This is a genomic window from Rhizobium sp. BG4, from assembly GCF_016864575.1.
Taxonomy (GTDB): Bacteria; Pseudomonadota; Alphaproteobacteria; order Rhizobiales; family Rhizobiaceae; genus Rhizobium.
On the sequence record NZ_CP044125.1, the window covers coordinates 2,641,731 to 2,654,184 of the forward strand.

Here is a 12,454-nt window from a genome sequence, read left to right on the forward strand (position 1 = left end):
GCTGAACTTTTTGAAGGAAGCCCCCAATGGCACCTCGCGTTCTCGTATCCGACGAACTGTCGGAAACCGCCGTCCAGATTTTCCGTGACCGCGGCGTCGAAGTCGATTTCCAGCCGCAGCTCGGCAAGGACAAGGACAAGCTCGCCGAAATCATCGGCAACTATGACGGCCTTGCCATCCGTTCGGCCACCAAGGCGACCGAGAAGCTGATCGCCTCGGCGACCAACCTGAAGGTCATCGGCCGCGCCGGCATCGGCGTCGACAATGTCGATATCCCGGCTGCATCGCGCCGCGGTATCATTGTCATGAATACGCCTTTCGGCAACTCGATCACCACCGCCGAGCACGCCATCGCGCTGATGTTTGCCGTTGCCCGCCAGCTGCCGCAGGCCGATGCCTCGACGCAGGCCGGCAAGTGGGAAAAGTCGAAGTTCATGGGTGTCGAAATCACCGGCAAGACGCTCGGCGTCATCGGCGCCGGCAATATCGGCGGCATCGTCTGCAAGAAGGCGATTGGCCTCGGCATGCATGTCCTCGCCTATGACCCCTTCCTCTCGGCCGAGCGCGCCCAGGAAATGGGCGTCACCAAGGTCGAGCTCGACGAGCTGCTCGCCCAGGCTGATTTCATCACCCTCCACGTTCCGATGACGGACAAGACCCGCGGCATTCTCGGCAAGGAAAACCTCGCCAAGACCAAGCCCGGCGTGCGCATCATCAACTGCGCCCGTGGTGGCCTGGTCGATGAAGCTGCCCTTGCCGAAGCCATCAAGTCCGGCCATGTCGCCGGTGCCGGTTTCGACGTCTTCGAAGTCGAGCCTGCCAAGGAAAGCCCGCTCTTCGGTCTGCCGAACGTCGTCTGCACGCCGCATCTGGGCGCATCGACCACCGAGGCCCAGGAGAACGTCGCTCTGCAGGTTGCCGAGCAGATGTCCGACTATCTGGTCAAGGGTGCCGTTTCCAACGCCATCAACATGCCGTCGATCACCGCTGAAGAAGCGCCGATCCTGAAGCCGTTCATCAAGCTCGCCGACGTTCTCGGCGCCTTTGTCGGCCAGGTCACCGACGAGCCGATTAAGGAAATCGAGATCCTCTATGACGGCGTCACCGCCGGCATGAACACCCGGGCACTCACCTCTGCGACGCTGGCCGGCCTGATCCGCAGCCAGGTTGCCGATGTGAACATGGTTTCGGCTCCCGTCATGATCAAGGAAAAGGGCATCGTCCTTTCCGAAGTCAAGCGCGACAAGACCGGCGTCTATGACGGTTATATCAAGCTGACGGTGAAGACCGACACGATGACGCGCTCGATTGCCGGTACCGTCTTCTCGGATGGCAAGCCGCGCTTCATCCAGATCAAGGGCATCAACCTCGACGCCGATGTCGGTTCGCACATGGTCTACATCACCAATACCGACGTTCCCGGCATGATCGGCTTCATCGGCACGACGCTCGGCTCCGCCGGCGTCAACATCGCCAACTTCCAGCTCGGCCGTGACAAGCAGGGCGGCGATGCGATCGCGCTGCTCTATGTCGATGGTCCGCTGAGCGATGAAGTTCTGGCGAAGCTGACGGCCAATGCGGCGATCCGCCAGGCAAAGCCGCTGGTCTTCGCGGTCGACTGATTTTCCTCCCAGGAAGACAAAGAAAAGCCCGGCGCGGGAGACTGCGCCGGGCTTTTTCGTGCGATGGGGGTCAGGCGCTGATGCTGCCCGCGTCAGGCACGCGGCCCTGCGGCGTCAGCCCATCGACGGCCTGCGGCAATGTTTTCGAAAGCCGGGCGAGGAGGTCGTCCTTGTTCAGGCCGGTCGCCTTGGCGAGCTCGTCCAGAATGTCGGGGCCGAGCGCCTGGGAGAGCTGGCCGTTGTCGATCGGTTTGTTCTCTCCAGAGGAAACCCAGGAGTTTGCCGTGTCGCCGAAGCCGTTCTGCTGGAAGTGATCGAGCAGACCGCCAAGGCCGCCGCTCAGGATGCCGCCGGCGGAATTGCCCTTGAGCAGATCGCCGAGGCCGGTGCTGGCGAGACCGCCGAGCAGGCCGCCCAGTCCGCCAAGGCCACCGGATTGCGTGACACCGCCACCATCCTGGCCGCCGCCGAGAATGCCGCCAAGCAGGCCACCGAGGCCGCCATCGGCCTGTGGAGCGGCGCCGCCGGGTTGCGCTCCGGAGCCCTGCGGCTGCCCGCCGCCGGTCATCTCGCGCAGCGTCGCCGTGATGTTGTCGCGGTTCTGGTAGCCCGCAACGGCCAGAATGCCCAGCAATGCCATAAGACTTTTGCGATCCATGGTGTCCTCCCGCTGAAATCGCCAGGGCGCAGTCCGCCCGCGAGCGTGAATGCGCGACAGGGCAAAATGTTCCGCGGGTCCGGATTTTTCAACGCGCCGGGCGCAACAGACGCAGCGCGTTGATCGTCACCAGAACCGTCGCGCCGGTGTCGGCGAGGATCGCGGGCCAGAGGCCGGTGATGCCGATGATCGTCGTCACCAGGAACACGGCCTTCAGACCGAGCGCGATGGTGATGTTCTGGAAGATGTTGCGCATCGTCCGCTGCGAGAGCGCGATCATGGCGGCGACATCACCGACGCGGCCGTGGAGGATCGCGGCATCGGCGGTTTCCAGCGCCACATCGGTGCCGCCGCCCATGGCAATGCCGATATCTGCAGCGGCAAGGGCAGGGGCGTCGTTGATGCCGTCGCCGACCTTGGCGACGGTGAAGCCTTGCTGCTTCAGTTCGCCGACGATCCGCTGCTTGTCTTCAGGCATCAGCTCGGCGCGCACCTCAATGCCGAGCTGCTCGCCGATCGCCTTGGCGGTGCGGGCGTTGTCGCCGGTCAGCATCACCACCTTGACGCCGCGTGCTGTCAGCGCCTTGAGCCCGGCTGCCGCATCATCGCGCGGCTCGTCGCGCATGGCGATAACGCCGGCGATCGCGCCGTTGACGAGCAGGATCGAGACCGTCTTGCCTTGATCGTTCAGCGCCTGGATCGCGCTGTCCTGTTCCGGGCTCAGTTGTTCGCGGACTGCGGCGGGAGAGAAGAGATCGAGCTGCTCGCCTCCGACGCGGCCGGTCATGCCCTTGCCGGCAATGGCGGCGACTTCGAATGCCGGGGGCACGGGTACCTTGTCTGCCGCTGCGCGGTTGAGGATCGCCAGCGCCAGCGGGTGGCTGGAGCTGCGCTCCAGCACTGCGGCGCGCGAGAGGACCTGCGCCTCGGTGAAGCTGCCGAAGGCGAGGATGTCGGTGACTTTCGGCTTTCCCTCGGTCAGCGTGCCGGTCTTGTCGAGCGCTACGGCGGTGATCTTGCCGAGACCTTCCAGAACGGCGCCACCCTTCAGCAGCAGGCCGCGGCGAGCACCGGAGGAGAGCGATGCGGCGATGGCGGCGGGGGTGGAGATGACGAGCGCGCAGGGGCAGCCGATCAGCAGGATGGCAAGGCCCTTGTAGACCCATTCGCTCCAGGAACCACCGGCAACGAGCGGCGGCAGGACGGCGACGAGCGCGGCGACCGCGACGACGCCCGGCGTGTAATAGCGCGAGAAGCGGTCGATGAAGCGCTCCGTCGGTGCCTTGGATTCCTGGGCTTCTTCTACCAGCTTGACGACGCGGGCGATGGTATTGTCGGCAGCGGCGGCGGAGACGCGGATACGAAGCGCCGTGTCGCCATTCACGGTGCCGGCGAAGACCGTATCGTCGGGTCCCTTGCGAACGGGAACGCTTTCGCCAGTCACCGGCGATTCATCGATGGCGCTTTCGCCGGAGACGATGATGCCGTCGGCGGAGATGCGATCGCCGGGGCGCACGAGAATGATCGAGCCGACGGCGAGGGCTTCGGCGGGAACTTCGCGTGTCGCGCCGTTTTCTTCCAGCAATGCGCTCTTCGGGACCAGCGTCGTCAGTGACTGGATGCTGGCGCGGGCGCGGCCTGCCGCAACGCCTTCGAGCAATTCGCCGACAAGGAAGAGGAAGACGACGGCCGCGGCTTCTTCGGCGGCATTGATGATGACGGCGCCGACGGCAGCGATGGTCATCAGCATCTCGATCGAGAAGGGTGTGCCGGCAAGCGCTGCCATGACCGCGCGCCGCGCGATCGGGATCAGGCCGATCAGCATGGCGACAGTGAAGGCATAGGCAGAGATCTGTGGCAGGAGATGGCCGGCCGCATAGGCGACTGCGAAAGCGATGCCGGACAGGATGGTGAGCTGGCCCTTCCGGCTTTTCCACCATGGACCGTCCATCGGCGCATGGTCGTGGCCGTGCAGCCCTTCGATTTCCGCGTGGTCGTGGTCATGGTGGGAGTGATCGTGACCGGCGTGGTCATGATCGTGATGCGCGGGAGATGACGGGGCAGGGGCGCTCTGCTTGCCGAGCGGCATGGGGACGACGGAGTAGCCGAGCCCCGTCACACGCTTCTCGATGGCGCCGAGATCGCTGCTGCCGTCGTGGCTGACGGTCATCGTGCCCGCGGTAACCGAGACGGCGACATCCTCGACGCCGGGAAGGCGGCGAACGGCCGTGTCGATCTTCGATGCGCAGGAGGCGCAATCCATGCCGCCGACGCGGTATTTTGCCTGAGATGTTACAGCCATGATCCGGTTCCTTGTCATCTACCGGTGTTCTTCCTACATCCTCTAGCGACTAGAGGTGCAAGAGGCGATCATGAAAAAGATCACTATCGGAGATGCTGCGCGCCAGAGCGGCGTCAAGGTGCCGACCATCCGGTACTACGAGGGCATCGGGTTGCTTGCCGCGCCGGTTCGCAGCGAAGGCAACCAGCGCTCCTATGAGCCCGAGGACGTCAGGCGCCTCGCCTTCATCCGCCATGCGCGCGAACTCGGCTTCGAGGTCGATGCGATCAGGACGTTGCTGACGCTGCAGGACGATCCGCATCAATCCTGCGCCTCGGCCGATGCGATTGCCAAGGCGCGGCTGGCGGAGGTCGAGCAGCGCATCCGCAGCCTGACGGCGCTGAAGGCGGAGCTTGAAGTCATGGTCGAGGGCTGCGGGCACGGCCGCGTCGATCAGTGCCGGGTGATCGAGATCCTTGCCGATCATGGCCAGTGCACGCATCACCAGCATTGACCGGGCGCCAAGTGGCGCAAAGTAGAGATCGAACTTCCTCTATGCATCTTTTGCGCGATCCGGCGGCATAAATCTATCCGAGGCTGCTTATTAAATAAGCGATCGCACAAAGTTTATGCATCCTATCATTTTGAATTTATTCAGCTTTTTGCGTTACAACATCGCGGTCCGCTGTTTGTATCCGAAAAGACTTCATGGCCCCCACCACGACGAAGACCGATGAATTTCAAGTTCCGAACGACGACTTCCGGTCGTTGTTCGAAACCCATCCGTCACCGATGTGGGTCTATGATCCCCGGACGCTGCGCTTCCTCATCGTCAACAATGCCGCCCATGATCTCTACGGCTATTCGGCCGAGCAGTTCCGGGAAATGACCGTGCTCGACATCCGCCCGCCGGCCGAACGCGAGCGGATGATGACTGCCGTTCAGGGGCGTACCGATATCGAGCGCGCCGAGCGCTGGACGCATCTGAAGGCGACCGGCGAGGCATTCGAAGTTTTGACCTATGGCCGCGAGGTGCGGTTCGACGGCGGCGATGCCATTCTCGCCATCGTGCAGGATCGGAGCGAGGTGAATGCCGCAAGGCGGCAGGTCACCGATACCCGCTCGCTGCTCGACAGCATCGTCGACAACCTGCCGGTCGGCGTCTTCGTCAAGGATATGGAAGACGACGGGCGTTATGTGCTGTTCAACCGGCAGAGCGCGGCGATCGCCGAAATGCCGGGCCGCGAGATCGTCGGCAAGACCGATCGTATGGTGTTCCGCGACAAGACCGGCTTCTTCCGCGAGCAGGACCGGCAAGTGCTGGATGAAGACATCACCGTGACCTTCGAAGAAACGGTGCCGAAGCGCGGCGGCGGGCACCGCCTGCTGAAGACGGTGAAGCGGGCGCTGCCGGCGGCGGAGGGCAGGGCGCGGCGTTATCTGCTTGGCATCTCGCAGGACGTGACCGAGGAGCGCGCTTTCGAGGCGAAGCTCGCGCATCTCGCCATGCATGACGCGCTGACCGGGCTGCCGAACCGCGCTGCCTTCGCGGATTTCATCGAGAGCCACGCGGTTGCGGCCACTGCCGAGGCGCCAGTGGCGCTGCTTTATCTCGATGTCGACCATTTCAAGCTCATCAATGACAGCAAGGGTCATGCGGCCGGCGATGCTCTGCTCTGCCAGGTGGCGAAACGGCTGCAGATGCTGGTCGAGGATGGCGATCTCGTCGCCCGGCTCGGCGGTGATGAGTTTGCCGTTGTACTCAAGGGCGGCGATTGCGGCCGCACCAAGCGGTTTGCCGAGCAGCTGCTTGCCGTTCTGAGCGCCCCCTTCGATCTCGATGGCAGCAACGAGCATGTGACCTGCTCGATCGGCGTGGCGCTCGCGCCACAGCAGGCGGGCGATGCCGATGTGCTGATGCGCCATGCCGACCTGGCGCTTTACGCCGCCAAGGAAAGCGGCCGCTCGACCTATCGCTTCTACGAGGCCGAGATGCGGCTGGAGGCGGAACGGCGCCACCAGCTGACGGCAGAGCTGCGCGATGCGCTAGAGAAGGATCAGTTCGAGCTGTACTACCAGCCGATCGTCCAGGCTGCGACGGGGCGGCTTGCCGGGTTCGAGGCATTGATCCGCTGGCGTCATCCGGCCCGCGGGCTCGTGGCGCCGATGGAATTCATCCCGATCGCCGAGGATACCGGGCTGATCGTGCCGATCGGCGAGTGGGTGCTGCGCGAGGCCTGCCGGGCCGCGGCGTCCTGGCCGGAGTATCTGAAGATCGCCGTCAATCTCTCGGTCTGTCAGTTCCGCCACAACACGCTGTTGGCAACCGTCGTCTCGGCGCTCAGCGACAGCGGCCTGCAGCCGCAGCGGCTGGAAATCGAGATCACCGAATCCGTCTTCCTGGCCGATGTCGAGCAGAGCCTGCCGCTGCTCAGGGCGCTGAAGGAGCTGGGCATCCGCATCGCCATCGACGATTTCGGCACCGGCTATTCCTCGTTCAGCTATCTGCGTGCCTTCGCCTTCGACAAGATCAAGCTCGACCGCAGCTTCGTCGCCGGCATGGAGAGCGATCCGGGCAATCTTGCGATCATCCGCGCCGTCGCGGGTATCGGCTCCGGCTTCAACGCGGTGACGCTGGCCGAGGGCATCGAGACCGAAGAGCAGCTGGACAGGTTGCGCCAGGAAGGTTTTGCCGAGGTGCAGGGCTATCTGCTCGGCAAGCCGATGCCGCAGCGCGAGGCCGAGCGGCTGATCGATGCCGAAGCGCCGCTAAAGCGCGCCGCCCACGGTTGAGATCATCGCATCGAAGGCATCCGCCGCCTTGCTGCGATAGCGCTCCTCATGCCGCAGCAGGAAGAATGGCCGTGGCAGCGGCGTTACCGCCACTTCGGCGATCGATCCGCTCTTCAGAAACGGCGCGGCGATGCTGCGCGACATCAGCGTCGCGCCCAAACCTGCCTCGACGGCGCCGATGATTGGCTCGTTGGCGGGCATCATCAGCGCCACGTCGAGCGCTGCAAGCGTCATGCCCTTCGCCTCGATCATGCTCTCGAATGCGTGGCGGGTGCCGGATCCCGCCTCGCGCACCACCCAGGACGTCTGTTTGAAATCCTTCACACGGCGCGGCTTGCCATCTGCCCACGGGTGGTCGCGGCCGACGATGACGATCATCTCGTCGATCGCCACTTGCCGGGCTGCGACGCCGCGCCTCTCCTCCCGCCACTCGATCAGCCCGATTTCCGCCTTGCCGTTCATAACGGCATCGGCGGTGTCCGCCGTATTGCCGATGCCGACATTGAGCTTGATGCCGGGATAGCGGCTGCGATAGGCGGCGAGCTTCGGCCCCAGCCAATGGGCGGCGACCGTCTGGCTAGTGGCGATCGACAGCTCGCCATGCATCAGGCCCGAGAGATCCATCAGCGCCGCTTCCGCCGCCCGGGCGCTCGCCAATACCTGCTGCGCTTCTTTCAGGAACAACTGGCCGGTCTGGTTGAGAACTATCGAGCGGCCGACGCGATCGAACAACGTCACGCCATGGCGCGTTTCCAGCGCCGTGATCGCGGCGCTGACGGCCGATTGCGTCATGTTCAGATGTTCCGCGGCCCGCGTCACATGCTGGCGGGCGGCGACTTCGACGAAGATGCGGAGCTGTTCCAAGGTCATATGTTCGATTTTATCGAATGAAATGACAATTACAATTCGTTGGAAGCGATTAATTGAGGCGTTTATTCGTGATGCCAGAAAGACGAGGCAAGCGGCATGACCATTCTCATGAAAATCGAAACCGACGGTATCTCCAGCGAGGGCCTGCGGATCATCCGCCATTTCACCCCCAACTGGTTCGCGGCGACGATGGGCACCGGGATCCTTGGTGTCTGTTTGGCGCAGTTTCCGTCAGCCCCCGTGCTCTACAGTGTGGGCGAGGTACTGTGGATCCTGAACATCCTGCTCTTTGCGGGGCTGACCGCGATCTATGCCGCGAAATGGGTTCTCTACCCCGCGGATGCCCAGCGCGTCCTCAATCATCCGGTGCTGTCGATGTTCTTCGGCTGCATTCCGATGGGCTTGCCACCATCATCAACGGCTTCGTGATCTTCGGTGTGCCGCTGATGGGCGATACGGCGATCGAGATCGCCGAGGTACTCTGGTGGCTCGATGCGGTGCTGGCTGTGCTCGCTGGTCTCTCCATCCCCTTTGCGATGTTCACGCGCCAGCAGCACGCGATCCATGAGATGACCGGCGTCTGGCTGTTGCCGGTCGTTGCCTCGGAGGTCACCGCAGGCGGCGGCGCGCTGCTGATCCCGCATCTTGCGGGGGATGGCGCGCAGTTCACCATGCTGTTCACCAGCTATGTGCTCTGGGCATGCTCGGTGCCGCTGGCGCTTGGTATCCTCGTCATCCTCTTCCTGCGCATGGCGCTGCACAAGCTGCCGCCGGCCAGCATGGGCGCGACCGGGTTTCTGGCGCTTGGCCCGATCGGCACCGGTGCCTTCGGCCTCGCACTTTTTGCCGCCAATAGCGGCGGCGTGCTGGCGGCAAGAGGGCTTGGCGACCTGGCCTCCGCCATGGCCGGTGCAAGCCTGCTCGGTGCCGTGCTTCTCTGGGGCTACGGGCTCTGGTGGCTGGCGATCGCCATTGCGACGACCGCAAGCCATGCCCGCGGCGGCCAGCTGCCTTTCAATCTCGGCTGGTGGGCCTTCACCTTTCCGATCGGGGTCTATGCGGTCGCTACTCTGCGCCTTGGCCAGCTTCTCGCATTTCCGCTGCTGACCTGGCTTGGCGCAGCGCTCGTTGCAGCTCTTGCGATGATCTGGATCGTCGTCAGCCTGAAGACGCTATCAGGCGCGCTGAAGGCTTCCTTTTCGCGGATCCCTGCCTCGATAACTGAATGGCCGGACGGAGCCGGAGCAGTCTTTTTGATCTCCGGCTCTTTTCTATGCTGCGCTGCACCCTAGCTCCCGGGGCATGACCGACCTTGTGAACGAAATTCGCGCCCAAGGCTTCTGGCTTCCGGACTGGCTGGCAAGCACCGTCATCTTCGCCGCCGTCGTGGCGCTGGCGCTCTTCATCCACCGGCTCGCCTTCCGCCTGCTGACACGCATCGTTGCCGAGCGGGATCTCTTCTGGCGATCGCTGGTTTCGCGCCTCGAACGGGTGGCGCGGCTGGCGATCCTGACCGCGGCGCTGTCCTTTGCCGCCACCGTCTCGCCGCTGACGGAATATCAAGCCTCGACGCTGCGCCACATCCTGCTGATCGCCTTCATCATTCTCGTTGCGGCGATGGCGCGGACCGCCAAGCATATCTGGATGACCGTCTATCTCCGGCGCTTCAAGCTGGATGCCGAGGACAATCTTCTCGCCCGCAAGCACGTGACCCAGTCGCGCATCATAGAGCGGATCGCCGACCTCCTGATCGTCATGGTGGCGATCGCCTCCTGCCTGATGACCTTCGATGCCGTCAAGCAGTATGGCGTCAGCCTGCTGGCGTCGGCCGGTGTCGCCGGTATCGTCGTTGGTCTGGCGCTCCAGCCGGTGCTGAAGAACCTGTTTGCCGGCATCCAGCTGGCCATCACCCAGCCGATCCGCATTGACGATGCGCTGCTCGTCGAGGGCGAGTGGGGCAATGTCGAGGAGATCACTTCCACCTATGTCGTCGTGAAGATCTGGGACTGGCGGCGGCTGATCCTGCCGCTCAGCTACTTCATCGAGAACCCCTTCCAGAACTGGACCCGCGAAAGCGCCTCGCTGATCGGCAATGTCATGCTTTATCTCGATTACAGCGTGCCGGTGCCCGTCATCCGCAGGAAGGTGGAGGAGATCCTGGCCGCCTCGAAACTCTGGGACAAGCGGGTGGTCAATGTCGCCGTCACCGATTTCAAGGAGAGCGTGATGGAAATCCGCATCCTCGCGTCGGCGTCCAATTCCGGCCGCACCTTCGACCTGCGCTGCGAAATCCGCGAAAAGCTGATCGATTTCATCCAGCAGGACTATCCGCATGCGCTGCCGCACGTGAGGGCGGTGATGGATGGCGGCAACGGTGTGCCGCGCAGGCAGGCAGCGGAGTGAGGCCGTTCTACGCGCCCCTTGCGTGACGGGGCGTTCCTTTCTATATCCAGCGCCAATGAAAGACCGGCGGCCGACCCCGCCGGCGGCAGCACAATCCGCGGCATTTGCAGGGCAAGGCACGGATCGCTACAATCGTATTTCCTGAGCGCAGAGTTGGCAGTACCTCGTGAACACACTGGATTTTGACAAGAAGCCCGAAGACACCCGTGTCGTCGTCGCCATGTCCGGCGGCGTGGACAGTTCCGTCGTGGCCGGGATTTTGAAACACCAGGGCTACGATGTGCTCGGCATCACCCTGCAGCTCTACGATCATGGCGCCGCCGTCCACCGCGCCGGTTCCTGCTGCGCCGGTCAGGATATCGACGATGCGCGCCGCGTCTGCGAGACGCTCGGCATTCCGCATTATGTGCTCGATTACGAAAAGCGCTTCCGCGACACGGTCATCAATCCGTTCATGGAAAGCTATGTGGCGGGCGAGACGCCGATCCCCTGCGTCTCCTGCAACCAGACGGTCAAGTTTGCCGATCTCCTCGAGACTGCCAAGGAACTCGGCGCCGATGCGCTGGCGACCGGCCACTATATCCGCTCGCGGCCCAACCCGGCGCCCGGCAATCCCGGCCGCCGTGCGCTCTACCGCCCGGCCGATGCCGATCGCGACCAGAGCTACTTCCTGTTCGCGACGACGCAGGAGCAGATCGATTATCTGCGCTTCCCGCTTGGCGGTCTGCCGAAGGCGGAGACCCGCAAGCTGGCCGAAGAGATGGGCCTTGTCGTTGCCAAGAAGGCCGACAGCCAGGACATCTGTTTCGTGCCGCAGGGCAAGTATTCCGACGTCATCAACAAGCTGAAGCCGAATGCGGCGCTCGCCGGCGAGATCGTCCATCTCGACGGCCGCGTGCTCGGCCAGCATGACGGCATCCTGCACTACACGATCGGCCAGCGCCGCGGCATCGGCGTCGCCACCGGCGAGCCGCTCTATGTGGTCTATCTCGACGCCCGCTCGCGCCGCGTCATCGTCGGCCCCAAGGAAGCGCTGGAAACGCACCGCGTCTATCTGCGCGACGTCAACTGGCTGGGCGATGAGGAGCTTCTCCAGGCGGCCTCCGGCGAAGGCTTTGCCTGTTATGCCAAGGTGCGTTCCACCCGCGTGCCGGAGCCCGCCGTTCTGCGTGGCGACGCCTCGGGCATCTATGTCGATCTGACCGTCGGCGAAGCCGGCATCGCGCCCGGCCAGGCCTGCGCGCTCTATTCCGCGCCCGGCGACGACGCCCGCGTTTTCGGCGGCGGCTTCATCGAGCGCTCCGAACGTGAGCCCGCCGCCGAGGCCTCGCTGAAGGCACTTCTGAGCCAGCCGGTGGCTGCATAAATTTCTTGGGAAAGGCGATGCTGCGGTGCAGCCTTTTTCTCCTTCATGTGCTTGACACAAAGCCGAGACGCTCTTAATAACCCGCTCACCGACGGGCCGAGCGCTTTGCGAATGGCTTGTTCGAGTTGTGGCTGGGTAGCTCAGTTGGTGAGAGCGCAGGATTCATAACCCTGAGGTCGGCGGTTCAATTCCGCCCCCCGCTACCAATCTTCTCCAATCAAAGACGCTATTGGAATTGACGGCTGGCACCGGCCGGTTTCGCTATGTCTACCTATCGGCCTCTCCGCGCAAAGCCTCCGGCCGCCGCGCCAAGCGCAATGCCGACGGCGATGCCGATTGCGGTATCTTCGAAGAGGATCGATCCGGTTGCCGCCCCGATGGCGGTGCCGATTGCTATTCCAAGCGCCATGCCAGTCGAGATAGGCCTGAGGGCGAGTGATTCAACCCGCCGCCGACAGCGT

The 12,454-nt window shown here is 63.8% G+C and carries 9 protein-coding genes, 1 tRNA gene and 1 pseudogene; 8 read left to right on the forward strand and 3 right to left on the reverse strand.

The window, feature by feature from the left end; genetic code table 11:
- Positions 1 to 26 precede the first annotated feature (26 nt).
- Complete coding sequence (gene serA, locus F2982_RS13410; RefSeq protein WP_112718873.1) at positions 27 to 1,622, forward strand: phosphoglycerate dehydrogenase; 1,596 nt, start codon at positions 27 to 29, stop codon at positions 1,620 to 1,622.
- A 70-nt stretch (positions 1,623 to 1,692) separates the two neighbouring features.
- Here the strand turns inward: serA and F2982_RS13415 are convergent, their stop codons facing one another.
- Together F2982_RS13415 and F2982_RS13420 are read right to left on the reverse strand one after the other, a co-directional pair.
- Positions 1,693 to 2,280: a YidB family protein gene (locus F2982_RS13415; RefSeq protein ID WP_203428103.1), complete on the reverse strand. Its 588-nt coding sequence runs from the start codon at positions 2,278 to 2,280 to the stop codon at positions 1,693 to 1,695.
- A gap of 88 nt (positions 2,281 to 2,368) precedes the next feature.
- A complete protein-coding gene (locus F2982_RS13420) occupies positions 2,369 to 4,582 on the reverse strand; it encodes a heavy metal translocating P-type ATPase (RefSeq protein ID WP_203428104.1) in 2,214 nt (737 codons plus the stop codon).
- Between the two features lie 70 nt (positions 4,583 to 4,652).
- Here F2982_RS13420 and F2982_RS13425 point away from each other — a divergent pair, with 70 nt between their 5' ends.
- Both F2982_RS13425 and F2982_RS13430 read left to right on the forward strand, forming a co-directional pair.
- Entirely contained in the window at positions 4,653 to 5,075 is a 423-nt protein-coding gene (locus F2982_RS13425; protein ID WP_112718876.1) for a helix-turn-helix domain-containing protein, read from the forward strand.
- Positions 5,076 to 5,269: 194 nt separating this feature from the next.
- Positions 5,270 to 7,354: an EAL domain-containing protein gene (locus F2982_RS13430; RefSeq protein ID WP_203428105.1), complete on the forward strand. Its 2,085-nt coding sequence runs from the start codon at positions 5,270 to 5,272 to the stop codon at positions 7,352 to 7,354.
- On the opposite strand, the gene F2982_RS13435 is transcribed toward F2982_RS13430, so the two are convergent.
- A complete protein-coding gene (locus tag F2982_RS13435) occupies positions 7,331 to 8,224 on the reverse strand; it encodes a LysR family transcriptional regulator (RefSeq protein WP_203428106.1) in 894 nt (297 codons plus the stop codon). The genes F2982_RS13430 and F2982_RS13435 overlap by 24 nt on opposite strands.
- A gap of 189 nt (positions 8,225 to 8,413) precedes the next feature.
- Between F2982_RS13435 and F2982_RS13440 the strand changes: the two are divergent.
- The 5 genes and pseudogenes from F2982_RS13440 (at position 8,414) to F2982_RS13460 (ending at position 12,432) form a co-directional block, all read left to right on the forward strand.
- Positions 8,414 to 9,516, forward strand: a pseudogene (locus F2982_RS13440) (TDT family transporter).
- Positions 9,517 to 9,526: 10 nt separating this feature from the next.
- A complete protein-coding gene (locus F2982_RS13445) occupies positions 9,527 to 10,627 on the forward strand; it encodes a mechanosensitive ion channel domain-containing protein (protein ID WP_203428107.1) in 1,101 nt (366 codons plus the stop codon).
- Positions 10,628 to 10,793: 166 nt separating this feature from the next.
- The gene (gene mnmA / locus F2982_RS13450) at positions 10,794 to 11,993 is read left to right on the forward strand and encodes a tRNA 2-thiouridine(34) synthase MnmA (RefSeq protein ID WP_203428108.1); all 1,200 of its coding nucleotides are present in this window, start codon (positions 10,794 to 10,796) and stop codon (positions 11,991 to 11,993) included.
- A 129-nt stretch (positions 11,994 to 12,122) separates the two neighbouring features.
- A tRNA-Met gene (locus tag F2982_RS13455) sits at positions 12,123 to 12,199 on the forward strand.
- A gap of 23 nt (positions 12,200 to 12,222) precedes the next feature.
- Complete coding sequence (locus tag F2982_RS13460) at positions 12,223 to 12,432, forward strand: hypothetical protein (protein ID WP_203428109.1); 210 nt, start codon at positions 12,223 to 12,225, stop codon at positions 12,430 to 12,432.
- The last annotated feature ends 22 nt before the right edge of the window (positions 12,433 to 12,454 follow it).

Coding starts and splice junctions, on each gene's coding strand:
- F2982_RS13445 (WP_203428107.1), top strand. CDS start 9,527: ATGACCGACCTTGTGAACGAAATTCGCGCCCAAGGCTTCTGGCTTCCG.
- F2982_RS13430 (WP_203428105.1), top strand. CDS start 5,270: ATGGCCCCCACCACGACGAAGACCGATGAATTTCAAGTTCCGAACGAC.
- F2982_RS13435 (WP_203428106.1), bottom strand. CDS start 8,224: ATGACCTTGGAACAGCTCCGCATCTTCGTCGAAGTCGCCGCCCGCCAG.
- F2982_RS13415 (WP_203428103.1), bottom strand. CDS start 2,280: ATGGATCGCAAAAGTCTTATGGCATTGCTGGGCATTCTGGCCGTTGCG.
- F2982_RS13420 (WP_203428104.1), bottom strand. CDS start 4,582: ATGGCTGTAACATCTCAGGCAAAATACCGCGTCGGCGGCATGGATTGC.
- F2982_RS13425 (WP_112718876.1), top strand. CDS start 4,653: ATGAAAAAGATCACTATCGGAGATGCTGCGCGCCAGAGCGGCGTCAAG.
- serA (WP_112718873.1), top strand. CDS start 27: ATGGCACCTCGCGTTCTCGTATCCGACGAACTGTCGGAAACCGCCGTC.